General features: G+C 74.5%; 28 protein-coding genes. 8 read left to right on the plus strand and 20 right to left on the minus strand.

Going from position 1 to position 22,487, the window contains the following annotated elements; genetic code table 11:
- Window positions 1-96: 96 nt before the first annotated feature.
- From ACFPK1_RS29120 to ACFPK1_RS29175, 12 genes are all read right to left on the minus strand, one after another.
- Window positions 97-720, minus strand: a complete 624-nt coding sequence (locus tag ACFPK1_RS29120; protein ID WP_378024446.1) for a hypothetical protein — start codon at window positions 718-720, stop codon at window positions 97-99.
- A 71-nt stretch (window positions 721-791) separates the two neighbouring features.
- The gene (locus ACFPK1_RS29125; RefSeq protein WP_378024447.1) at window positions 792-1,835 is read right to left on the minus strand and encodes a lysophospholipid acyltransferase family protein; all 1,044 of its coding nucleotides are present in this window, start codon (window positions 1,833-1,835) and stop codon (window positions 792-794) included.
- Between the two features lie 56 nt (window positions 1,836-1,891).
- Window positions 1,892-2,944 (minus strand): NAD-dependent epimerase/dehydratase family protein, encoded by a 1,053-nt coding sequence (locus tag ACFPK1_RS29130; protein ID WP_378024448.1) that lies wholly within the window; start codon window positions 2,942-2,944, stop codon window positions 1,892-1,894.
- Between the two features lie 66 nt (window positions 2,945-3,010).
- The gene (locus tag ACFPK1_RS29135) at window positions 3,011-3,112 is read right to left on the minus strand and encodes a 30S ribosomal protein bS22 (protein ID WP_010241351.1); all 102 of its coding nucleotides are present in this window, start codon (window positions 3,110-3,112) and stop codon (window positions 3,011-3,013) included.
- Between the two features lie 124 nt (window positions 3,113-3,236).
- Window positions 3,237-3,410, minus strand: coding sequence for a helix-turn-helix domain-containing protein (locus tag ACFPK1_RS29140; protein ID WP_274234950.1), 174 nt, complete (start codon window positions 3,408-3,410; stop codon window positions 3,237-3,239).
- Window positions 3,411-3,696: 286 nt separating this feature from the next.
- Window positions 3,697-4,560 (minus strand): pyrroline-5-carboxylate reductase, encoded by an 864-nt coding sequence (proC, locus tag ACFPK1_RS29145; RefSeq protein WP_378024449.1) that lies wholly within the window; start codon window positions 4,558-4,560, stop codon window positions 3,697-3,699.
- 25 nt (window positions 4,561-4,585) lie between these two features.
- Window positions 4,586-5,338 (minus strand): sugar phosphate isomerase/epimerase family protein, encoded by a 753-nt coding sequence (locus ACFPK1_RS29150; RefSeq protein WP_378024450.1) that lies wholly within the window; start codon window positions 5,336-5,338, stop codon window positions 4,586-4,588.
- Window positions 5,339-5,413: 75 nt separating this feature from the next.
- Window positions 5,414-6,766, minus strand: coding sequence for a hypothetical protein (locus tag ACFPK1_RS29155; protein WP_378024451.1), 1,353 nt, complete (start codon window positions 6,764-6,766; stop codon window positions 5,414-5,416).
- Between the two features lie 5 nt (window positions 6,767-6,771).
- Window positions 6,772-7,764, minus strand: a complete 993-nt coding sequence (locus ACFPK1_RS29160; RefSeq protein WP_378024452.1) for a Ppx/GppA phosphatase family protein — start codon at window positions 7,762-7,764, stop codon at window positions 6,772-6,774.
- A gap of 22 nt (window positions 7,765-7,786) precedes the next feature.
- Window positions 7,787-8,512 carry a response regulator gene (locus tag ACFPK1_RS29165; protein ID WP_378024453.1) on the minus strand — a complete coding sequence of 242 codons (726 nt, stop codon included), beginning with the start codon at window positions 8,510-8,512 and terminating at the stop codon, window positions 7,787-7,789.
- The gene (locus ACFPK1_RS29170) at window positions 8,509-9,780 is read right to left on the minus strand and encodes a sensor histidine kinase (protein ID WP_378024454.1); all 1,272 of its coding nucleotides are present in this window, start codon (window positions 9,778-9,780) and stop codon (window positions 8,509-8,511) included. The genes ACFPK1_RS29165 and ACFPK1_RS29170 overlap by 4 nt, the downstream gene beginning before the upstream one ends.
- A gap of 113 nt (window positions 9,781-9,893) precedes the next feature.
- Window positions 9,894-10,664, minus strand: a complete 771-nt coding sequence (locus ACFPK1_RS29175) for a phosphoglyceromutase (protein ID WP_378024455.1) — start codon at window positions 10,662-10,664, stop codon at window positions 9,894-9,896.
- A gap of 185 nt (window positions 10,665-10,849) precedes the next feature.
- Between ACFPK1_RS29175 and ACFPK1_RS29180 the strand changes: the two genes are divergently transcribed.
- From ACFPK1_RS29180 to ACFPK1_RS29205, 6 genes are all read left to right on the plus strand, one after another.
- The gene (locus ACFPK1_RS29180; protein ID WP_378024456.1) at window positions 10,850-11,194 is read left to right on the plus strand and encodes a hypothetical protein; all 345 of its coding nucleotides are present in this window, start codon (window positions 10,850-10,852) and stop codon (window positions 11,192-11,194) included.
- Between the two features lie 6 nt (window positions 11,195-11,200).
- Complete coding sequence (locus ACFPK1_RS29185) at window positions 11,201-12,490, plus strand: cupin domain-containing protein (RefSeq protein ID WP_378024457.1); 1,290 nt, start codon at window positions 11,201-11,203, stop codon at window positions 12,488-12,490.
- A 66-nt stretch (window positions 12,491-12,556) separates the two neighbouring features.
- Window positions 12,557-13,525, plus strand: a complete 969-nt coding sequence (locus ACFPK1_RS29190) for a sucrase ferredoxin (RefSeq protein WP_378024458.1) — start codon at window positions 12,557-12,559, stop codon at window positions 13,523-13,525.
- 106 nt (window positions 13,526-13,631) lie between these two features.
- Complete coding sequence (locus ACFPK1_RS29195; protein ID WP_378024459.1) at window positions 13,632-13,901, plus strand: GlsB/YeaQ/YmgE family stress response membrane protein; 270 nt, start codon at window positions 13,632-13,634, stop codon at window positions 13,899-13,901.
- A 37-nt stretch (window positions 13,902-13,938) separates the two neighbouring features.
- Complete coding sequence (locus ACFPK1_RS29200) at window positions 13,939-14,418, plus strand: MarR family winged helix-turn-helix transcriptional regulator (protein ID WP_378024460.1); 480 nt, start codon at window positions 13,939-13,941, stop codon at window positions 14,416-14,418.
- Window positions 14,419-14,443: 25 nt separating this feature from the next.
- The gene (locus tag ACFPK1_RS29205; RefSeq protein ID WP_378024461.1) at window positions 14,444-14,881 is read left to right on the plus strand and encodes an OsmC family peroxiredoxin; all 438 of its coding nucleotides are present in this window, start codon (window positions 14,444-14,446) and stop codon (window positions 14,879-14,881) included.
- A gap of 39 nt (window positions 14,882-14,920) precedes the next feature.
- Here the strand turns inward: ACFPK1_RS29205 and ACFPK1_RS29210 are convergent, their stop codons facing one another.
- The 6 genes from ACFPK1_RS29210 to ACFPK1_RS29235 form a co-directional block, all read right to left on the minus strand.
- Window positions 14,921-15,325, minus strand: coding sequence for a hypothetical protein (locus ACFPK1_RS29210; RefSeq protein ID WP_378024462.1), 405 nt, complete (start codon window positions 15,323-15,325; stop codon window positions 14,921-14,923).
- Between the two features lie 468 nt (window positions 15,326-15,793).
- Window positions 15,794-16,774, minus strand: coding sequence for a helix-turn-helix transcriptional regulator (locus tag ACFPK1_RS29215; RefSeq protein WP_378024463.1), 981 nt, complete (start codon window positions 16,772-16,774; stop codon window positions 15,794-15,796).
- A 128-nt stretch (window positions 16,775-16,902) separates the two neighbouring features.
- The gene (locus ACFPK1_RS29220) at window positions 16,903-17,637 is read right to left on the minus strand and encodes a GAF and ANTAR domain-containing protein (protein WP_378024464.1); all 735 of its coding nucleotides are present in this window, start codon (window positions 17,635-17,637) and stop codon (window positions 16,903-16,905) included.
- Window positions 17,638-17,776: 139 nt separating this feature from the next.
- Window positions 17,777-17,962: a hypothetical protein gene (locus ACFPK1_RS29225; protein ID WP_378024465.1), complete on the minus strand. Its 186-nt coding sequence runs from the start codon at window positions 17,960-17,962 to the stop codon at window positions 17,777-17,779.
- Window positions 17,963-18,099: 137 nt separating this feature from the next.
- Window positions 18,100-18,624, minus strand: a complete 525-nt coding sequence (locus tag ACFPK1_RS29230; protein ID WP_378024466.1) for an ester cyclase — start codon at window positions 18,622-18,624, stop codon at window positions 18,100-18,102.
- 168 nt (window positions 18,625-18,792) lie between these two features.
- Window positions 18,793-19,731, minus strand: coding sequence for a GAF and ANTAR domain-containing protein (locus tag ACFPK1_RS29235; protein ID WP_378024467.1), 939 nt, complete (start codon window positions 19,729-19,731; stop codon window positions 18,793-18,795).
- A 195-nt stretch (window positions 19,732-19,926) separates the two neighbouring features.
- Between ACFPK1_RS29235 and ACFPK1_RS29240 the strand changes: the two genes are divergently transcribed.
- Window positions 19,927-20,331, plus strand: coding sequence for a hypothetical protein (locus ACFPK1_RS29240; protein WP_378024468.1), 405 nt, complete (start codon window positions 19,927-19,929; stop codon window positions 20,329-20,331).
- 221 nt (window positions 20,332-20,552) lie between these two features.
- Window positions 20,553-20,921, plus strand: a complete 369-nt coding sequence (locus ACFPK1_RS29245; RefSeq protein WP_378024469.1) for a hypothetical protein — start codon at window positions 20,553-20,555, stop codon at window positions 20,919-20,921.
- A 94-nt stretch (window positions 20,922-21,015) separates the two neighbouring features.
- Here ACFPK1_RS29245 and ACFPK1_RS29250 read toward each other — a convergent pair whose 3' ends face one another.
- Both ACFPK1_RS29250 and ACFPK1_RS29255 read right to left on the minus strand, forming a co-directional pair.
- A complete protein-coding gene (locus tag ACFPK1_RS29250; RefSeq protein ID WP_378024470.1) occupies window positions 21,016-21,315 on the minus strand; it encodes a hypothetical protein in 300 nt (99 codons plus the stop codon).
- A 60-nt stretch (window positions 21,316-21,375) separates the two neighbouring features.
- Window positions 21,376-22,002 carry a helix-turn-helix transcriptional regulator gene (locus tag ACFPK1_RS29255; protein ID WP_378024471.1) on the minus strand — a complete coding sequence of 209 codons (627 nt, stop codon included), beginning with the start codon at window positions 22,000-22,002 and terminating at the stop codon, window positions 21,376-21,378.
- Window positions 22,003-22,487 lie beyond the last annotated feature (485 nt).

Here is a 22,487-nt window from a genome sequence, read left to right on the forward strand (position 1 = left end):
GGCAGCACCGTGCTCGGCTGGAAACAAGCCCTCGGCGCTCTCGCCCTGGCCTACCCCGACCGCATCGGCCCCTACCTCAGCTGACCGACCCATAGATCAACTTACACAGACAACTTGACAGGCCCACTCGGTGCGCCGCGCCCGCACCCGCCGCTGACGCCGGGCGTTGTCGTAGAGCCGCGCCGCCCACTGCGGGTCGATCGCGGTGGCGAGCTGCTGGATCCGCTCGATCAACCCCGACAGCGTGAGCCGCGGCGCCTCGGGCAGCACCCGCACGATGACCCGGCGGGCGTGCCCGGCCGACAGCGACGCCGTCCAGGTGACACAGATCCGGACCCGGTCGGTGTCGATCTGCCCGGCGTCCCACGCCGCCCACAACTCCGGGATCGCCGCGATCGCGGTCTCGGCCTGCCCCAACAGCTTCGACACCCGGGTGCGGGACTCGGCGAGCACCACCCGCAGCTCATCGGTGCAGAACTCGCCGTAGCCCTCGCGGCGCCCACCCGGGCGGTCCGGGTCGGCCAGCGCCGCCTCCCGCGCCACCAGCGCGAACCGCGCCTCGTGGTGCGAGAGCTGACGGCGCCACGCCGCCGTGAGCACCACCGTGTCGTGCGGGGACACCGCCCGTGGGTCGACCTGCTCCAACAGCGCGCCCAGCGCCGCGCCGGGAGGGGCCGCGGCCAGCCCCTCCGGCAACGATGCGAACAGCTGTTCGAACACGACACCAGGCTAGCGCCGACCCCCGACAACGAGGGCCCGAACGACAGCCTGAGGGCCGGAACAACGCCCGGCTACCCCAGGAATGCGTTCCGCCGGCCCGCGAGCAGGCGGTACAGCGTCTGCTGGATGTTCTCGCGCACCTGGTCGGTCAGGTTGAACACCAGCATCGGGTCGTCGGCGGCACCGGGCTCGTAGGCGTCGGTGTGGATGGGCTCGCCGAACTCGATGTACCACTTCGACGGCAGCGGCACGAGGCCCAGCGGCCCGAGCAGCGGCCAGGTGGGCGTGACCGGGAAGTACGGGACGCCGAGCAGGCGGGCCAGGGGCCCGATGTCGGCGATCTTCGGGTACGTCTCCTCCGCGCCCACGATGGAGCACGGGATGATCGGCACCCCGGAGCGCAGCGCGGCCGAGACGAACCCGCCGCGCCCGAAGCGCTGGAGCTTGTACCGGTCGGCGAAGTCCTTGCCGATGCCCTTGAACCCCTCGGGCCAGACACCGACGAGCTCCCCGGCGGACAGCAGCGCCTCCGCGTCGGCGTTGCAGGCCAGCGTGTGCCCGGCCTTGCGCGCCGCGGCGCCGACGCCGGGCAGGCCGAACACGAGGTCGGCCGCGAGCATGCGCAGGTAGCGGGGGACGGCGAGGTCGTCGTGCGCCGCCACCGTCGTCATGAGGGCGTCGAGGGGCAGCGTCCCGGAGTGGTTGGCCACCAGCAGCGCGCCGCCGGAGAGCGGCACGTTCTCGGTGCCGATCGTCTCCACGCGGAACCAGTGCTCGTAGAGCGGGCGCAGCAGCGGCATCACCACGTTCTCGGTGAGGTCGCGGTCGAAGCCGAACTCGTCGACGGTGTAGCGGCCGGTGAGGCGGCGCTGCAGGAAGTCGCCGACCTCGGCGACCCGCGCCTCGAGGTCGGTCGGGCCCTCGGGGGTCGGCAGGGCGGCGACCTCGCCGCCCTCGACGGCGTCCACGACCTCGGGATCCGGCCCGCGCACGGCCTCGGTGCGCTCCTGCAGGGATCCGACACCCGGACGGCTCGCCCGCCGCGGCGCGGGCCGCGTGCGGGGTCGGGGGCGTCCGCCGTCGGAGCGCAGCGGGATCACCCGGGCCTCGGGCATGACGTCACCTCTGGTGGAGCGAGGAGCGGACGGTCGGTCGGGGTCGAGCGGGCCGGTCACGTGCCGGAGGGCAGGGCCCGGGCCACGGCGAGCGCCGCGTCCTGGGCCCGGCCGAAGGTCGCCGGGTCGATCACCGGGCGCAGGTTGCGCCCGGCCACGAAGTCGTCGAACGCCTGGACCGTGGTCCACCGGGGCGTGAAGCCGAACTCGTTCTGCAGCTTCGTCGTGTCGACGACCCGGCCGAAGTTGAGCAGGCGCAGCTGCTCGGGCGAGAAGTCGACGAGCCGGGCTCGCCGTGTGAACCGCCCGATGAGCGGCACGGCCGGCTGCGGGACCGGCAGCGAGATGCGGCCCGCCCGCCGGATGGCCTGGGACAGCATCAGCACCCCGGCCGCGCCGACGTTGAACACCCCGGGCAGGTCCTCGGCGGCCGCCCGCTCGAGCACCGCGACGGCGTCCTCCTCGTGCAGCAGCTGCACGCGGGCGTCGTACCCCAGCACCACCGGGACGACCGGCAGCGAGAAGTACCGCACGAACGACGTGTCGATCCGCGGGCCGATCAGGTTGACGAAGCGCAGCGTCGTCACCGGGATGTCGGGCCGGCGCCGGGAGAAGCTCCGGACGTAGCCCTCGATCTCGACGGCGTCCTTGGCGTACCCGCCGGGCGGGATCGCCTTCGGCTCGGTGGTCTCGGTGAACGTCGCCGGGTCACGCTTGCTGGCGCCGTAGACCGCGCTGGTCGACTTCACCACCAGGCGGCGCACCGTGTCGGAGCGCTGGCAGGCCGCGAGCAGCTGCATCGTCCCGATGACGTTCATCTCCATCATCATCGAGCGGCCCCCGGACTGACCGGGGTTGCCCGAGAGCGACGCGTGGACGACGGTGTCGACCTTCGCCGTGGAGATGACCTTGCCGATCAGCGGGTTCCGGATGTCCACCCGCACGAACTCGGCGCGTCCCATCCGCCGCCGCATCTCGCGCGACGGCGGCGTCGTGTCGACCCCGAGGACGCGCTCGATCGACGGGTCCGCGGCGAGCCGCGCCGCCAGGTGGCCGCCCAGGAAGCGGCTGACCCCGGTGACGAGGACGACGGACGGCGCCTCCGACATGGGCTGGCATCTCCTGCGGTCTCGCGGACGGGCGGGCCCTCCCGGCTCGGGGCCGGGACCCCGGCCCTACTTGCCGAGCTTGCGACGCTGCACGCGGGTCTTGCGGAGCAGCTTACGGTGCTTCTTCTTCGACATCCGCTTGCGACGCTTCTTGATGACCGAACCCATAGGAAACCTCTCGTGAGCAGCAGGCGACCGACCGGTCGCAGACACACCACCGTACCGGCCGTCTCCACGACGACCGGTGGTGGAGGGGTGCGGCGATCGTCTCGCCGGACCCGTGGAGCGGGGGTCAGCCGGCGTCGAAGTACGAGCCGCGCAGGTACTCGTGGACCGCGTCCTCGGGCACCCGGAAACTGCGGCCCACCCGGACCGCGGGCAGCTCGCCGTTGTGCACCAGCCGGTACACGGTCATCTTCGACACCCGCATGGCGGCGGCGACCTCGGCGACGGTCAGGAACTGCACCCTCGCCAAGTTGTCCCCGTCCGCCCGTCGCGGGCCGGGGCCCGTCGTGTTGTTGGGCATGGGTCACGCCTTCCGAGCACAGGCCGTGCCGCCGGGCTTCCCCTCCCGGCGGTTCGACACGCCGTGCTGTGCGGGTGAGGGTAGCGGGACGCGTGTGACGTCTGGTTCGAGTACACCCGCTCGTGCGGCAGCCGCGCAGGCAGACGCGTCAAGCGTCCACGCCGGGACCGCCCGACACGATCTCGTCACGACGAACGGGACCTCCCGCCCGCCCGGCGCGATCAGCTCACCCGTACTGGCGCCCGAGCGCCACGGAGCGGTCGCGGGCGGCCGTGACGGCCCGCGCGAGGGCGGCGCGCACCCCGTCGGCCTCGAGCGAGCCCAGCGCGGCCGCCGTGGTGCCGCCGGGCGAGGTCACGGCCTCGCGCAGCAGGCCCGGGTGCGGCACGGTGCCGTCAGCGCCCTCGCGGCCGTCGCTGCCCGGGGTGGTCAGCAGCCCGCCCGCGCCCTCGACGGTGGTCGTGACGAGCTCGGTCGCGACCGGGCGCGGCAGGCCGAGCGCCACACCGGCGTCGATCATGGCCTCGGCCAGCAGGAACACGTAGGCGGGCCCGGAGCCCGAGAGCGCGGTCGCGAGGTCCTGCTGGCTCTCGGGCACGCGCACGGTGCGCCCGACCGCGGAGAGCAGCTCCTCCGCGGCCGCCAGCTCCGTCTCCCCCGCCGCGGCGCCGGGCGAGAGCACGCACATCGCGCGGCCGACGAGCATCGGCGTGTTCGGCATGACCCGCACGACCGCGGTGTCCGCGGGCAGGCGGGCCTCGATCGCCGCCGTGGGGATGCCCGCCGCCAGCGAGATCACCGCCGGGCGGTCCTGTCCCGGCGCGCGCCCGGCGAGGACGTCGCGGACCTCGTCGAGCGCGGCGGGCACGTCGCCGGGCTTGACCGCCACGACGAGCACGTCGGCGCGGCGCGCGGCCTCCGGCGCGCCGACCGCGACGATCCCGTGGCGGTCGGTGAGCTCCACGGCGCGCGCGGCGACCGCCTCGACGACGAGCAGTGACCCGGGCGCGCGGCCGGCGGCCACCAGCCCGCCCAGCAGGGCCTCGCCGATCTTCCCGCCGCCGAGGACGGCCACCGTGGGGGTGCTCATGGTGGCGATCCTCCCGCGGGGCGGCTCAGACCGGGGAGCGGGGCAGGTCGGTGCCCAGGTGCAGCCGTGCGAAGAGCAGGGACTCGGCGAGCATGTCGAGCCGCTCGTTGCGCGAGCGCGCCCGGCGGGTGCTGATCTCGACGACCACGGTGCCCTCGAACCCCGACGCCCCGAGGCGCCGGCACACCTCGGCGCACGGCTGCGTGCCGCGGCCGGGGACGAGGTGCTCGTCGCGCTCGAGCCCGGTGCCGTCGGCGAGGTGGAGGTGCACGAGACGGTCACCCATGCGGTCGAGCAGCGCGAGCGCGTCGTCGGCGGCGGTCGCGGTGTGGGAGAGGTCGAGCGTGTACCACCGCGCGCCGGGCTTCGTGGGGTCGTGGCCGGGCGTGTAGCTCGACCAGCGCAGGCGCCCGCGGCGCAGCGGGAACATGTTCTCCATCGCGATGCGCACGCCGTGGGCCCGCTCGAGCTCGTCGACCTGGCGCGCCAGCCCGAGGGCGTAGCGCCGCTGCCAGCGGAACGGCGGGTGCAGCACGACGGTGGGCGCACCGAGGCTCGCGGCGAGCACGGCGCTGCGGCGCAGCCGCTCGGCGGGGTCCGGCGTCCACACCCGCTGGGTGATGGCGAGGCACGGGGCGTGCACCGCGAGCACCGGCATCCCGGTGCGCTCCGAGGCGCGGGCGACCGTCGCGAGGCGCTGGCTGTCCGGCTCGGTCCACACCATGAGCTCGACGCCGTCGTAGCCCAGCTCGGCGGCGACCTCGAACGCGGAGTCCATGTCCTCGGGGAACACGGACGCGGTCGACAGCGCGACCGGCGGGCCCCCACGGGGCGACGAGCGGGAGACCACGGATCAGCGGCTCAGCAGCACGATCGCGGCCGGCGACACCGTGACGACCAGCCCGACGACCACCGCGAGCACCGTGGTCTGCAGGTCGTCGGAGCGGCGCAGCGCGCGCACCCCGAACACGAGGCCGGTCGTGGCCGCGGCGGCGAGCACCAGCGCGACGACCGGCTGCTCCTGCCACAGGTACGAGAAGACGGTCCACAGCACGGCACCGAGCAGCGCGCCGAGCACCAGCTGGACGATCATCACCGCCCAGTCGCGCGCCGAGCTGCGGGGGGCCTCCCGCTCGTCGTCCTCGAGGTCGTCGTACTCGTCCTCGTCGAGATCGTCGGAGAACCGCGTGCGCCCGGGCGCGCGACCGAGACCCGCGGGGGCGTCGTCGGGCTCGTCGTCGAAGCGGTCGTCGAAGCGGTCGTCCTCGTCCGGGAGGTCGTCGTGGAGGTCGTCGTCGAGGTCGGGGCGCGCCATCGCGGAGGCCGCGGTGGGCGGGCCGGCGCGGTCGTCGTCCGGGCCGCCGCCCCGCTGCGGCGGGGCACCGGGCACCACGGCAGGCGACATGGCGGGCGACACGGCGGTCGACGGGCCGCCGTCGCCCGCGCGCGCGGCGGGCACGCCGGGGCCGGACACCGGGCGCGGGCCCTGCGGAGCCTGGGGGCCCGGCGGACGCGGCGGGACGCCGAAGGCCTGCGTGCCCGTCGCCGGCGGGGCGGGCGGTGGCGCCGGCTGGGCCGGCGGCGGGCCGGGTGGCGGCATCGCGGGGCGGGACGGTGCCGGCGGGCCCGACGGGGCCGGCGGTGCCGACGGGGCGCCGGCCCACGGGTCCCGCGGCGCGTACTCGGTGCCGCCCCGCCCGTCGCCGCCGAAGCCCTGGCCGCCGAAGCCCGCGGCGCCGTAGCCCTGACCACCGCCGTAGCCCTGGCCGTCGTACGGGGAGTTGTTGTAGCCCTGACCGTCGTAGCCGCTGCCGTAGCCGGCGCCGTAGGGGTCGTGGCCGGTGTCCTGGCCGGTGTCGTAGCCGTAGCCGCCGGTCCGTGCGCCCCGGTCGTACCCGCCGGTGTCGTAGCCGCCGGTGTAGCCGTTGCCGTACCCGCCGGCGTCGTACCCACCGGACTCGTACCCACCGGTGTCGTAGCCGCCGGTGTCGTAGCCGCTGTCACGGGACGTGTCGTGGCCACCGGTCGCGGGCGGAGCGGGGTCGGGCGACCGGTACCAGCCGCCGGCGGGCTCCGGCGGCGCGCCGCCGCTCTCCTCGGGCTCGGGGCGGCGACGGCGGGGCTGCTGGGACTCCGCGCTGTAGGCCGCCAGCAGCTCGGCCACGCTGCGCTGGGTACCTGGTCGGGGCCCGTCGTCCCTGTTCACGACACCTACCGTGCCTCGTGCAGTGTCGGCCGTCCAGTCGCCAGGGGCCCGCCGACCGACAGCATCCCACCGCCCGGCTGTAGCTGGTCGAGACGACCGAGGATGATCCCCTCGCGCAGCGCCCAGGGGCACACCTCGACCTCTTCCAGGCCCAGGGCGGTCATGGCCTCGTGGGCGACGACCGCGCCGGCGACGAGCTGGTGGCTGCGGCTGGCGGACACGCCCTCGAGCTCCGCGAGGTCCGCCGAGCTCATCCGGGAGATGAACGCCACGACCTGGCGCAGCCCCGCGGCGCTCAGCCGGCGGCGCACCCGGGGGCCGGCGCTGCGCGGCGCGGCACCGGTGAGGCGGGCCAGCGAGCGGAACGTCTTCGAGGTCACCACCGCGCGGTCGGGCGGGCCCTCGCCGAGCAGCGTGTGCGCGGCCGGGGCGAGCACCTCGTGGGCGTACTCGGTGAGCGCCTTGAGCTCGTTGCGCTGCGGCGGGTCGGCGGTGAACCAGTCGCGGGTGAGCCGCCCCGCGCCCAGCGGCACCGAGATCGCGTGCACCGGCGCCTCGTCGCGTCCCACCGCCATCTCCAGGGAGCCGCCGCCGATGTCGAGCACCAGCAGGTGGCCCGCCGACCAGCCCAGCCAGCGGCGCACGGCGAGGAACGTCAGCGCCGCCTCGTCCGGGCCCGACAGCACCTGCAGGTCGACGCCGGCCTCCTCGCGCACCCGCTCGAGCACGGCGGGCGAGTTGGACGCGTCGCGCACCGCGGAGGTCGCGAACGCGAGCAGGTCCTCGCAGCCCAGCTCGACGGCCTGGCGCCGCGCGTCGGCCGTCGCCGCCACCAGCGCGTCGGCCCCCGCGTCCTCGAGCCGGCCGTCGGTGAGGTGCTCGGCGAGACGCAGCGCGGTCTTCGTGGAGTGGGTCGGCGTCGGGTGGCCGCCGCTGTGGGCGTCGACCACCAGCAAGTGGACGGTGTTCGACCCCACGTCCAGCACCCCGAGTCGCACGCCCCGATCCTAACGGTGGGGCTCAGGCGTCCAGCTTGTAGCCCAGTCCCCGCACCGTGACCAGGTGCCGCGGCGCCGACGGCTCGGGCTCGAGCTTGGCCCGCAGCCGCTTCACGTGGACGTCGAGTGTCTTGGTGTCGCCGACGTAGTCCGCGCCCCAGACCCGGTCGATGAGCTGGGCGCGGGTGAGCACCCGGCCGACGTTGCGCAGGAGGTACTCGAGGAGGTCGAACTCCTTGAGCGGCAGCGGGACCTCGACCCCGCGCCCCTCGGAGTCGCCCGTCTCCACCGTCACCACGTGGCGGTCGACGTCCATGCGGATCGGGCCGGCCTCGAGGAGCTGGCGCTCGCCGCCGTTCCCGGGCGCCGCGCCCTCGCCCTCGCCGTCCTGGCCCCGGCGCAGCACCGCCCGCACCCGCGCGATGAGCTCGCGGGCCGAGTAGGGCTTGGTGACGTAGTCGTCGGCGCCCAGCTCGAGGCCCACGACCTTGTCGATCTCCGCGTCGCGGGCCGTCACCATGATCACGGGCACCGAGGAGCGCTGGCGCAGCGCCTTGCAGACGTCGGTGCCGCTCATCCCGGGCAGCATGAGGTCGAGCAGGACGATGTCCGCGCCGTGGCGCTCGAAGTCGTCGAGGGCGGCCGCGCCGGTGCCCGCGACCGAGGTCTCGAAGCCCTCCTTGCGCAGCAGGTAGGCCAGCGGGTCGGCGAAGGACTCCTCGTCCTCGACGATGAGCACGCGCGTCATGGAGTACCTCCGGTGGCGGACGGGGCCGGGTCCGGTCCGGACCCCGCCGTGGTGAGGGCCAGGTCGGCGTCGAGATCGTCGGCGTCGAGGTCGTCGTCGGCGTCGTCGGGCGGGGCGGCCGGCACCCGGAGCGTGAAGGTCGACCCCACGCCGGGCTGGCTCCACAGCCGCACCTCACCGCCGTGGTTGGCGGCGACGTGCTTGACGATGGCGAGCCCGAGCCCGGTGCCGCCGGTGGCGCGCGAGCGGGCCGGGTCGACGCGGAAGAAGCGCTCGAACACGCGCTGCTGGTGCTCCGGGGCGATGCCGATGCCGCGGTCGGTCACCGAGATCTCGATGCGGTCGCCCTGCCGGCGGCGGCGCACCGACACCGACGCGCCCTCGGGCGAGTAGGCCACGGCGTTCTCGAGCAGGTTGGACAGCGCGGTGACGAGCAGGGTGCGGTCGCCCGCGACCTCGAGGCCGCTCGGCGCGTCGAGCAGGAACCGGTCCCGCGGGTCCGGCGCCTCCTCGGTGCCCGCGGCGCTCGCCGCCTCGGCGGGCACGCGCACGCGCTTGAGCGCCTCGGTGAGCACCTCGTCGACGTCGACCCGCACGAGCTCGGGCAGCTTCTCCGCGCCCTGCAGGCGGGACAGCGCGATCAGCTCGGTGACGAGGGCGCCGAGGCGGTGGGACTCGTTGAGGATCCGGGTGGCGAAGTGGGCGACCTCGTCGGGATCGTCGGCGTCGAGCACCGCCTCGGCGAGCACGGCGAGCGCGCCCACCGGCGTCTTGAGCTCGTGGCCGACGTTGGCGACGAAGTCGCGGCGCACGGCCTCCAGCCGGACCGCGGCGGAGGTGTCGGTGGCGTCGACCACCGCGAAGCCGTCCCCGAGCGGCCGGACCTGCGCGATGATCGTCTGCGGCGTCGAGCCCGGCGGGTGGGTCGCCGGCGAGAGGTCGACCTCGGCCGGCTCGGCGCCGGTGGCGACGCGCTCGGCGGCCGCCGCCACCCGCGGGTCGGGGCGGCCGTCCACCACGGCGCCGAGGCTCTCGGCGCGCTCGTTGGCGAGCACCACATCACCGAAGCGGTTGATGACGGCGATGCCCGACTGGGAGCGGCGCACCAGCCGCGCCAGCAGCTCGGCCACCGTCGGGCCGCGCGTGCCGCGGGCGCGTTCGCGCTCCGGCTCGTCGCGCTTCCAGCGCACGGCGGCGGCCCCGGCGACGGCGCCGATCGCCGCGGCCGCGAGGGCCACGACGACGGCCACCAGCACGGGGACGGTCACATCTGTCGATGGTAGGGGCGTCGGGGCCCTGTCCGTGCGCAGCTCGTGACCTGTCCGACGCCTCCGGGGGACAGGGTTGGCCCGGCGTTCGTCCCCCGTTCACGTCCGGCGCGTCAGCGCCCCTGGTTCGCCACCGCCGCGATGGCGTCCTGCGCCGCGTCCGGGTCGAGGTAGGTGCCGCCGGGGTTGGTGGGGCGCAGGTCGCCGTCCGCGCCGTCCTCGAGGTCGTAGCGCAGCGGGATCCCGGTCGGGATGTTCAGCCCCGGGATCGTCTGCTCGTCGATGCCGTCGAGGTGCTTGACCAGCGCGCGCAGCGAGTTGCCGTGCGCGCCGACGAGCACGGTCCGCCCGGCGCGCAGGTCCGGGACGATCGCGTCGTGCCAGTAGGGCAGCATCCGCTCGAGCACGTCGGCGAGGCACTCGGTGCGCGGCAGGGCGTCGCCGAGGTCGGCGTAGCGCGGGTCGCCGGTCTGGGCGTACTCGTCGTCGGGGTCGATCGGTGGCGGCGGGGTGTCGTACGAGCGGCGCCAGATCTGGAACTGCTCCTCGCCGTACTCCTCCAGCGTCTGCTTCTTGTCCTTGCCCTGGAGCGCGCCGTAGTGCCGCTCGTTCAGCCGCCAGTCACGGCGCACCGGGATCCAGCCGCGGTCGGCGACGTCGAGCGCGATGTTCACGGTGTTGATGGCGCGGCGCAGCAGGGAGGTGTGCACGACGTCGGGCAGCAGATCGGCCTCGGCCATCAGCTCCCCGCCGCGGCGGGCCTCCTGCTCGCCCGTCGCCGAGAGCGCGACGTCCACCCAGCCGGTGAAGAGGTTCTTCTCGTTCCAGTCGCTCTGGCCGTGACGCAGCAGCACGAGCGTGCCGACGGTTCCCTCCGAGGTCATGGCGAGAGACCATGCCAGCGGCTCGGCGACGGCACCACGCCACCGGGGGCCCGCGCGCGTGAGATCACGCCGGGCCGGGTACGGCTGGCGTCGTCGGAGCAGTCTGCTCGCGACCCCCCATCACCGGGTGGCCCGCACTCCTCGCGGGGCCTCCCGGATCGACGACGATCACCAGGGAGAACCACGTGAACGACGACGACATCACCCACGGCCCGGCCGACGGCGGAGCCGCCGGTGGCGGTGCGGACGGCGGCGCCGACGGTGGCGCCGACGGCGGTGCGGGTCACGGCCCGGCCGACGGCGGAGCGGCCGGTGGCGGCGCCGACGGCGGCGCTGACGGTGGCGCGGACGGTGGCGCCGACGGCGGTGCGGGTCACGGCCCGGCCGACGGCGGAGCGGCCGGTGGCGGCGCCGACGGCGGTGCCGACGGCGGCGCGGACGGTGGCGCCGACGGCGGTGCCGGCCACGGCCCGGCCGACGGTGGCGCCCGCGGCGGCGGCTCCGACGGCGGCGCCGACGGTGGGGCCTGAGGCTCCGTGACGACCACGTCAGTTCCCGGCGCCGGGCGGTCGGAGGACCGCCCGGCGCTGCGGCGCGTCGTCGCGGGTGACCTCGACGAATTCGCCGCGGCCGCCTGGGGTCGCGAGGCCCGCCTCTCGCGCGCCGCGGACCTGGCCAAGCACGCCCCCGACGGGGACACCCCGGCGGCGTTCGGCGACCTGTTCGACCTGGGCGCCGTCGACGAGCTGCTCTCCCGGCGCGGCCTGCGCACCCCGTTCCTGCGGATCGCCAAGCAGGGCACGGTGGTCGACTCCCGGCACTTCACCGGCGAGGGCGGGGTCGGCGCGGAGGTGGCCGACCAGGTGCAGGACGACCGCGTCGCCGCGCTGTTCGCCGAGGGCCACACCGTGGTGCTGCAGGGCGTGCACCGCACCTGGGCGCCGGTCGCCGACCTCGTGACCGCCCTCGCGGCCGAGCTCGGGCACCCCGCCCAGACCAACGCCTACGTCACGCCGGCGTCGTCGCAGGGCTTCTCCGCCCACTACGACGTCCACGACGTCTTCGTCCTGCAGGTCGCGGGCACCAAGCGCTGGCACGTGCACGCGCCGGTGCACGCCGACCCCTTGCGCTCCCAGCCGTGGAACGACCGCGCCGACGCCGTGGCCGCCCGGGCCGCCGAGGAACCGCTGATCGACGAGGTTCTCGAACCCGGCGACGCCCTCTACCTCCCGCGCGGCTACCTGCACTCGGCGACCGCGCAGGGCGAGGTCAGCGCGCACCTGACCGTCGGCGTCCACGTCCTGACCCGCTGGGCGGTCGTGGACGCGCTGGTCAACGCGCTGACGAGCGACCCCGAGCTGCGCGCCTCGCTGCCGCTGGGCATCGACGCGTCCGACCCCGCGCAGCTCGCCCCGCACGTCGAGGCCGTCGCCGCACGGCTGGCCGAGACCCTCGCCGAGCCCGACACCGGCCGCGCCGACCGCGTAGCCCGCCGGCTGCGCCGACGCGCGTGGACGGGCAACCGCCCGGAGGCGATCGCCCCGTTGGTCCAGGCCGCCGCGGCGACCTCCGCCGGCGCGACGACCACCGTGCGGCTCCGGCACGGCCTGCACCACCGGCTGCGAGAGCAGGCCGGCGCCGACGACGCCGTCGTCCTCGAGCTCGCCGACCGGACCCTCACCCTCCCCGCCGGCACCCGCGACGCCTGCGCGCGGTTGCTCGACGGGCGCCCGGCGACCGCCGGGGAGCTGCCCGGGCTCGCGCCCGAGGACGGCGCGGTCGTCGTCCGGCGGCTGCTCAAGGAGGGCGTGCTGGTGCCGGAGTGAGGTCACCCTCACCTCGGTCCGCCGCCACGGGTGTCCCCCGGCGCCCGGGCCGGGTATGACTTGGGGATGACCTCCACCGCGTCGGACGGGGCCGGCACGACGGGGACCTTCCGCTGCTCGGACGCCGCCCGTGACCGTGACGACCCGTTCGTCGCGACCGCCCCGCCCGCGCGGTGCTGGCTGCTCGTCGAGCACCCGGGGCCGTGGGGCCACCAGGCGCTCGGCGACGCCGGCTTCGCCCCCGAGGTCGTCGACGCGATCGGCGCCTTCTGCCGGGCCCGCGGCGGGCGCTTCCAGCTCATCCGCCGCCCGCGGCTGCGCGGCGAGCCCCTCGCCGACCGCGGGCGCTTCGCGGTCGTTGACACCACGCCGGGCGCCGAGTCGGTGCGCTGGGGGCGTGTCGACTCCCCCGACGACCTGCCGGCCGCGCTGGCCGACGTCGAGGCGGTCACCACGCCGTCGTCCGAGCCGATCTACCTCGTGTGCGCGCACGGCCGCCACGACGCGTGCTGCGCGATGCGCGGGCGTCCGGTGGCCGCGGAGCTCGGCACCGCCCACCCCGAGCGCACCTGGGAGACCACCCACACCGGCGGCGACCGTTTCGCCGCCAACGTCGTCCTGCTCCCCCACGGCCTGGTGCTCGGCCGCGTGCCCGCCACCGAGGCGGTCGCGGTGGTCGAGCGCTACGCCGCGGGCGAGGTCGACACGGTGTGGGTGCGCGGGCGCTCCTTCCTCACCCCGCCCGCCCAGGCGGCCCAGCACCACGCGCGCCTGGCCCTCCAGGAGCCGCGGGTCGACGCGCTGCGCGTGCTCGACGTCAAGGCGGGCGACGACGGCGCCACGACGGTCCGGCTGGACGGCGGCCCCGAGCGCGGCGCGGTCCGGGTGGTGGTGCGCGAGCGGTGGGTCGCCTCCCCCACGCCGCTGACCTGCTCCGCCGGGCGCGCGGCGTCCATGCGCGTGTTCGACCTGGTGGATCTCGAGCCCGAGATCGGCACACCGGCCGGCGTGTCGGTCACCGGCGCCGTGGGGTGACGTGCAGGCGAACGCAGGAAAAGGCCGTCGAGACACTGGTTGAGCCCGTCGGAACGCGGGAACGTGGCCGCTGCACGGCACGTACCCCTGGAACGGAGCGGGACCCATGATCCTCACCATCCTCGGCTGGATCGTCTTCGGACTGATCGTCGGCTTCATCGCGCGGGCTCTGGTCCCCGGCAAGGACAACATCGGCATCCTGGCGACGATCGGGCTCGGCATCCTCGGCTCCGTCGTCGGCGGCCTGGTGTTCTCGCTGTTCAGCGGCCGCATCGAGCTCTCCAACCCGCTGGGTTGGATCGGCTCGATCATCTTCGCGATCATCCTGCTGGTCATCTACAACAAGGTGTCCGGGCGCAAGCGGGTCGGCCGATAAATTGTGCACGATGTAGTCGTGCGCTAGGTTCGTGGCGATGAGCACCGACGAGGGCGCCCGGGACGACCTGCTGCTGTCCGAGCAGGCGTGCTTCGCGCTCTACTCGGCGTCCCGCGCGGTCACCGACGTCTACCGGCCCCTGCTCGCCGAGCTGGGGCTGACCTATCCGCAGTACCTCGTCCTCCTGACCCTCTGGGAGTCCGAGCCGCGGACGGTCCGGGACGTCGGTGCCGCGCTGGCGCTCGACTACGGCACCGTCTCGCCGCTGCTCAAGCGGCTGGAGGGCACCGGCTTCGTCGAGCGGCGCCGGGAGGCCCGCGACGAGCGGACCGTCACCGTGCACCTGACCGACGCCGGGCGCGCGCTGCGCGACCGCGTCGCCCACGTGCCCGCGACGATCGGCTGCGCGCTCGGTCTCGACGACCGCGCGCGTCACGAGCTCATCGTGCTCCTCCGGACGCTCACCGCCTCGACGATCGCCTTCCGCGGCGTCGACGGCGAGTCGTCCGCCAGCTGACCGAACCGCACCACAGGAGGCGACGATGCCGAGCCGCGACGCGACCACCCACTGGGAAGGCGGCCTGCAGGACGGGAAGGGTCACGTGACCCTGGACTCGTCGAACGCGGGCCAGTTCAACGTCTCGTTCCCCACCCGCGCCGAGGACCCCAACGGCCAGACCAGCCCCGAGGAGCTCATCGCCGCGGCGCACTCCTCGTGCCTGGCCATGAACCTCTCCGGCGTGCTCGGGAGCGAGAACCTCACCGCGAAGTCGATCGACGTCAGCGCCGAGGTGACGCTCTCGCCGGCCACGGGCGGCGGGTTCGAGATCAGCGGCATCGCGGTGACGCTGCGCGCCGACGTCGACGGCGTGGACGAGGCGAAGTTCCAGGAGCTGGCCTCGACCGCCGAGAAGACCTGCCCCGTCTCCAAGGCGCTGGCGGGCACGACGATCACGCTCGACGCCTCCCTCGGGAGCTGACACCGCACCCCGGCCGGCCCGCGCGGGCCGGCCGGGCGGTCAGTCGCCGTCCACGACGGGCAGGGGCTGCGTGCCGCCGCGGCGCTCACCCGGCTCGTGCGCGGGCTCGTACTCGGGCTCGGGCTCGGGCTGCCACAGCGCCAGGCCCGCCGTGACGACGGCCGCGAAGACCAGTCCGACACCCAGGTAGACCAGCGCGGACTCGACGCCGGGGCCGCCCGCCACGAGGTGGGTCAGGCCGGCCTGGCCGGTCCACGCGAGCAGGAAGCGACGGAGGCCCACGGCGCCCTCGCGCACGGCGAGCAGCAGCACCGCCTGCACCGCCGTCAGCGCGACGGTGATCCCACCCGGCCCCGCCAGGAGCATCGTGGCGGCGATCCCGGCGGCGGCGAGGGCCGCCACCACGGTCGCGGCGGCGGTGGCGGGCGTCCGCAGGAGCTCCACGACCCCACCGTACGAGCGCGGCGAGGCCCCGTCGGCCACGCGGGGGGAGGGCGGCCGACGGGGCCCGGGCATCGACCGCCACCGGCCGCGCCGGCTGCGAGACAGGCTCGCCGCCGGTGCCGACGGTCCTCCTTCCCCACGTCCTCGTCAAGCGAGCAACACATGCGCTATACGTCCAGTGGATCGTGCGAACGATCTACTGCGCGTAGTCGGCGCCCGAACGAGCCGTCCGTGGAGCGTGCCTCGCGCGCGATCGCGGCGAGGTGTTCGACGTCCTGCTCGCCCAGCCACTCCGAGAGCGACGTGGCCGTCTCGGGAGGGTCGTCGGCGAGGGCGTCCATGAGGTCGTGATCGCGCCACATCGGGTCCCCAGCGGAAGTGCGGTGACGATGGGCGGCTCGTGGCTGAACCGGTCGTGTCCGTCGGTGTCGATGGTGCACCACGGGACGAGGCGACGAGAAGCCCTGCTCAGCACCGGAGGGTGTCGCTCGGAGAGCGGCCATAGGCCCGCCGGTAGTCGACCGAGAACCGCCCCGCGTTGGCGAAGCCCCACCGCACGGCGATGCTCCCCACCGTGTCGCCCCGCGTGGGGTCGCCGGCCTGCAGGTCGTGGTGCGCGCGCTCCATGCGCACCCGCCGCAGGTAGTCGAGCGGGGACTGCTCGCGGTGGCGACGGAACGCCGCCTGCAGCCCGCGCGCACCCATCCGGGCCGCCTCCGCCACCTGCACGATCGTGACGTCCTCGTGGGCGTGGGCATCCATGAAGTCCATGGCCCGGCGGACCGTGGCGGGCTCCGCCGCGGTCCGGGCGCTCGCCGCCGGCCGGTCGAGCGTGCTGTTGGGGAACACGAACAGCGCCCCGGCGGCCAACTGGCGCAGGGCCTCGCCGCGGACCAGCGGCGACGCCATCAGCTCGTCGTTCGCGAGCATCGCCCGCTCGACGTGGTCGACCAGGTTCGTCCAGTAGCGGGCCAGCTGCGCGGAGCGCGGGGTCATGCTCCCGAACCGGACGCCCGGCGCGTCGGGGCCCGGCGGGTCCGAGCCCGGGACGCCGACACCGACGCGGGCGACCGCGTCGAGCTCGAGCGTCGTGATGCGCAGGCCGACGCGCTCCCAGCCGGCGGTGTGCGGCGACGACGACCAGTGCGGCGCGAGCATCAGCCGGTCCGCGACGTCGTGGCCGTCGTCGGCGATCCACATGCCGCCGTCGGTCACCTCGAGGACGATCAGTTGCCCCGGCGGGTCGACCTCGGCGCGGAAGCGTCCGGTGTGCCGCATGCGGCTCACACCCAACGGCCCGGCGAACGCCGCCGAGAGGTCGAACGCGAAGCCGTCCCGGGCGACCGGCTCGTGGCGGAAGCTGGCGTACGCAGCCTGGTGTGCCGCCGCCTCCTCGGGGTCGTCCGTGGTGACGTGGTGGCGGAGCACGGCGGACGTGGCCTCGGTCATCGCCCCCGGAAGGTAATCCGATCGGCGCCATCTGGGTATCCGTGGCGCGAACGCGGAGACCCCTCACCGAACAACTTCCCCCGTTCGGCCGCCGAGAGTGGTCAGCGGGCTCTCACCACCCGTGGTCGTCAGCCGTGGCGCTCGGCGTGCCGCTCGGCACGACTCTTGCGCGCCTCGCCCTGCAACCAGCGCGAGACCTCCACGAGCTTCATGTTCGTGTCCTGGGACGACCGCGCGAGCATGTGGAACGCCTCGTCGTCGTCGACGGTGAAGCGCTCCATGAGGATGCCCTTGGCCTGGCCGATGACGTCGCGGCTCGCCACGGCGTGGTTGAGCTGGTCGACGTTCTCGCCGCTGTAGAGCAGCACCGCGGCCTGGGCCCCGAAGAGGCCCGCGACCAGCTGGTCGTCGGGGCCGAAGACGTGCGGGTCGGCGGCGTAGAGGTTCAGCGCTGCGCGGGACGTGCGCGTCATCGGGATGCTGGTGGAGAGCATCGAGCGGTAGCCGGACTCGACGGCCCGGGGCGCGAACCGCGGCCATCGCGCGGCGTCGGCGCCGTCCAGGTCGTCGGCGAGGACGAGGCCGTCGCGGGGAGGCTCCTCGATCGCGGTGATGCACGGGCCTTCGCGCAGGTCGGCCTGCAGCTGGTCGAGCGCGGTCACGGCCGGGGTCGTCGGGTGGCGGGAGTGCACCTCCCCGTGCTCGGCCAGGGAGATGCCACCGGCGTCGGCACCGGGCACCGTGTCCACGGCCGCTTCCACGACCCGCGAGAGCGCGTCCCGGAGATCGCGGAGGCACGGGCGCGCGGCGAGCTCCCGGGCCGCGGTGCGCAGGGAGACGATGAGCGCTTCGTTGGTGGTCACGGCCCCCTCCGCCGGCGACGATGGGCGCGCACAGCGGGGAGACGGTGTCCGGGGGCGGGCACTCCGCCGAGCGATTGCGAGGGCGCGGCCGCCTGCTCGACCGCTGCTCGTCGAGGGTATTCCTGTTTCGCTTGCTGTCTCAATGACTGCCGCGCGGTGAGCGCTTCAGGCGGCGGCGCAGGAGCCGTTCGACCGCGGGATCGACGTCCACCCGCTCGAGCCCGATCCGGGCGAGGTCCTCGTGGAGCTCGATCTCGCCGGCCAGTGCGGCGAGCACGTCGGCGGTGGTCGCCGTGCCCTCGCGGAGACCTCGGGGGTGCGTCACAGGCGTCTCGCGATCACTGGGCGCTCACTCGGGAGGAGTCGGCACCTTGCGTGGACCGGCCTCGCGATGGTGCCAGGACGGCCCAGGACGCGGGAACAGGCGGCTCCTGTGGCTCACGTCTCCACGGCGGGCGGTGCTCAGACCTTCGCCGCCCGCTGCGCCTGCCGCCGCGCCCGGACCATCTTGACGATGTAGGCGGGCGTCGGCGGGAGCCAGCCGAGCTGTCGGCACATCGCGAGGTCGTCCCGGTTCGCCCAGTGCTCGGCGATCTTGCCTCCCTCCATGCGGAACCAGTGCGTCTGCGTGACCGAGAACGTCCGGCCTCGCGACGGGAAGACCGCGGCGACCTCCCCACCGGGCTTGAAGGCCGTGGCGGTCCCGGTCTGCTGCCCGCTCATGGTCGCGTGGAGGACGACCAGGTCACCGTCCTGCACCACGGCGTGGACGTCCCATCGCATGTCGGAGTAGGCGGCGCGCAGGCGTGACGCGCTGCGGTGCAGGCCCTCGGGGCCACGCAGCGGAGGATGCTCGTGGTCCTCCCGGTCGAGCGCGTCCGCCGTGTACACCTCGGCGAAGTCCTCCACCGTGCCCGCGTTCATGATCTCCATGGCCCGGAGGCACGTGGCCTTGTCGTCGGTGGGGTCCACGCTCGTGGCACTCATCCGGGTCTCCCGCGTCTCAACGAGAAGGCCAGGGTGCACCAGCTCCGATCAGCGGAGAAGCATCCCGGCGGCATCCGGCCGGCACCACTTCGGCGGGTGGCCGACGCGCCACGGACCGTCAGCCACGCGTGGTGGTCGTGGCCGCGGGCCCGCTGCCGCGGGCCGCGGCTAGGGCGACCCGTCCCGGCGCTCGATCGCGTCACGCACGACCCACCGGGCGACCTCGTTCAGCTTGATGTTGGTCTGCTGGGAGGACTCCACCAACATCGCGAACGCCTGCTCGGAGTCCGTCCCGAACCGCTCGACCAGGATGCCCTTCGCCTGCCCGATCAGGTCGCGGTTCTGCAGCCCGACGTTGAGTTGGTCGATGCGGCCGGCGCCCTGGAGGACCAGTGCCGCCTGCGAGGCGAACAGTGCCGCCACATCGAGGGCGTGGTCGTCGAAGGAACCGGCGGTGTCGCTGCAGAAGGTGAGCGCGCCGGCCATGGCGCTCTGGAACAGCGGGAAGGACACCATCGGCCGCACGCCTCGCTCCACGGCCGCCGGGGCGAACCGCGGCCACACGTCGTCCGCGTCCGCCATGTCCGGCACCAGCGTCCGGGTCCCACGCCGGATCGCGTCGACACAGGGCCCCTCGCCCAGCTCGTCCTGCAGGCGGTCGAGGTCCCGCACGACGTCGTCACTCGGTTCACGCGAGGTGATGCGGCCGTCCCGCTCGGTGAGGGTGACGCCGACGTGGCCGGCCTGCGGGACGGCGTCGAGTGCTCCGCGCACGATCAGCTCCACCGCCTGGTCGAGCCCCCGGTAACCGGCCATCCGTCGTGCCGCGGTGTCCAGCGCCCGGGCGAGCTCGGCGCCGCCGCCGTCCGCGGGGCTCGGATGATCGGGCCGCGACTCCCGCAGCGCCCGCATCCTCGACGCCAGGTGGCGGGCGTGCTCTCGCGTCCGGGCGAGCGCTGCCCTGACCTCGACGGCGCGCCTGCGGGCCAGGTTGGCCTGCGCGCCCCGGATGGCGCGGTTCTCCTCCGCGACGGGCGAGTCCCCCGTCAGGAGGTCCGTGTCGAGCGAGTCCAGGTGCACGTCGAGCTGCCGGAGCAGCTCCACCACGGAGCGGAGGTCCTGAGCTGCATCGCTGTCCGGGTCCGGCGAACTCGCCTCCAGCCCGTTCCCCATGGCCCCATCATCGAGGCGGCACCCCGCCTCCACAAACCGGGCCCCGGGACACGCTGGTGATCGTGGCGGGACCGGGGCAGCAGAGGCGTGCCTGGCGCCGGTGCGCCGCGGTGGCCCAGACTCGGCACCGTGGGTCAGGACATCCCGTGGGAGCCGGACGGCGCCGGCTCCGCGGGCCGCGAGGACGCCGGGACGTGCGGGTTCCCCCGCGACCCTCTGGCACTCGTGTGCGAGCACGTCAACTTCGCGGACTCTCTCGTGCGGGACGCCCACCGGTTGCGGGGTCGTGTCCTCGACGTGCTCACCGACATCGGCATCAGCCGGGAGCAGATGGCCGAGAGACTCGAGCGCTCTGCGGCGGCCCTCGGTCCCGGCGTTCCCAAGGAGCGGCTACGCGTCGCGGCGGCGCGAGCACGAACCAATCTCGACGGCGCGCGACGACGGTGGCGGGCGCTCGCGGCCATCGACGTCGCCCGCCCCGGACTCGGCGGGCCGGGGCGGGCGCTGCTCGTCGATGCCTCCGGCTCCGGCTGAACCGTGCCGGCGCGCCTACGCGGGCGCCTGCTCGCGAGCGCGGAGGTCCTTGCGCAGGACCTCACATTGTCGCCTTCAACAGCCCCATCACCTGCACGAACAGGTTGCCGGCCACTCCCACGCCGTGCCCGTGTTCCGTGGTGGTTCCGTGAATCGCCCCGTACGGCCCAGCGAGGGCTAGGTATCGCGCGCGTTGGATGTCGCGATGCAAACTTGGCTCCATGGACGGCCACATGCCGTGGGAGCTGGACAGCACCGGCTCCGCGGGCATCGACGAAGCCTGGTCCGGCGGTACCGCTACCGACCCGCTGGAGGAGGCGTGCGGGGACCTCAACTTCGCGAACTCGCTCTTGCGTGACGCGCACCGGCTGCGGGCCCGGGTGCTCGATGTGCTCGTCGACGTCAGTCTCGGCCGGGAGCAGGCGGCAGCGAGGCTGGAACGCACCGCGAGAGACCTCGGGCCCGGTGCGGCGCACGACCGGCTCCGATCCGCGGCCGCACGGGCACGGGTCAACCTCGGCGCCACTGAACGTCGGTGGCGGCGACACGCGGCCATGGAGATCGAGGAGCCATTCTTGCCGGGTCGCTAGCAAGCACCCGCAATCGGCCGTCTCGAACGGGGCCAGCGTCGCCGCCGGGAAGGGTGTTACCCGACCTGCTGGCCTGTCCGTCAGCACCGGTAGGTCAGCTCCGCAGGTCCCACTGTTCGCGCAGTCGCTTGCCTTCGGAGCGCTCTTTGTCCGCGAACTCTCGGGCACGCCTCGCGTCGGCCCGGTGTCCAGAAGCGTCCTGCGCGTCGGCGGCGTCGGCCTGCTCATGCTTGCGGTCGGCGACGTCATCGAAGGTGTCCGCGACCCGCTCCGCGGTCGAACTGAGCTGCTGGGCCACGTCCCGCGCGTGTCGCTGGGCTTCGCTGGCCCGCTCGTGTGCGGCCTCGGCGCTCGCCTGGGCGTGGCGGCGTTTGCTGCCTGCAGCCTCACCCATCGATGTGTCTCCCGGGTCTCCGGCGGTGCCCTTGGTCTCGACGGCCGGCGCACGTGTTGGTCAGCGGTGGAGTGTGTAGCTCGGGCTGCACCCGAAGATCTTCCGGTACTCGACGGAGAAACGGCCGGCGTTGGTGAAGCCCCGTCGTGCGGCGATCTCGGAGACGGTGTCGCCCTTGGTCCGGTCGCCGGCCACCAGGTCGACGTGGGCGTTGTTCATCCGCACCGAGCGCAGGAACGCCATCGGTGTCTGCCCGCGGGATTTCTGGAACGCGCTCTGCAGCCCTCGCGGCCCCACTCGCGCCGCACGGGCGATGTTCTCGATCCCGATGTCGCTGTCTGCGTTGGCCGCGATGTACGCCATCGCCCGGCGCACGTGGGCTGGTTCGTCGGCCGGCTTCAGGCGAACGGTCGAGTCGCCGCAGCGCGCGACGAGCCACGAGGCGTACTCATCGACGCCTGCTTCGCTGGTGGAAGCCAGCTCTTCCAGCATCGTGATCGCCCGTTCGACGGTCAGCTGGTAGCGCTCGACGAGCACGCCCGTGGCGAGATCGATGGGGTTCACTGCGACGGTCATCGCGGTCTCCTCGGGCTGCCCGACCAGCTTGTTCGAGCGTTCGTGACCGGTGCTCTGGCCATTGAGTTGACCTCGCTCTTGACTTTCGCACACAGCAGCCTGCGAGCGCACGGTTCATGTCCTCGGCTCATGAAACCCGGCTTCGGGGTCTCTCCCTCGGCGGCGCGGGCTCTGCCCTGCCGGGGCGCTCGTGCGGGTGCAAGCGCCCCTGCCGTCGATGGCCGGCTGTGTGGCCTGGTGGCGCTTGCGGCTGTGCGGGCGGTCTGGCAGCCCTCGGGCGCGTCGTCGTGGGTGAGGCCCTGCCCCGACCACCATCTCTGCCCCGAGCTCGTCGCACGGGTGGGCTCTCCTGAGGTTGGTGCCCTGGTCCAGGGCGGAGCGCCTGGCCGCCGGAGGCCGAGCCTCGTGCTGCTCCTGGTGCCCGCCGTGGTCCAGGTCGTCGCTGTCGTCGTGGTGGTGGCCTGGCCCGCCCGGGTCCGCCGCCCCGCCCCCGACGCAGTCATAGGGGGTGCGGGGAGGCGTGGCCCGGCAGGGCCGGGGCACGCCGGCGCGCCAGCTCCGGGCATGACCGTGGGTGGTGCCCGGTGAGCGGGCGG

The sequence above is a fragment of the Actinomycetospora rhizophila genome (assembly GCF_042657905.1).
Taxonomy (GTDB): domain Bacteria; phylum Actinomycetota; class Actinomycetes; order Mycobacteriales; family Pseudonocardiaceae; genus Actinomycetospora; species Actinomycetospora rhizophila.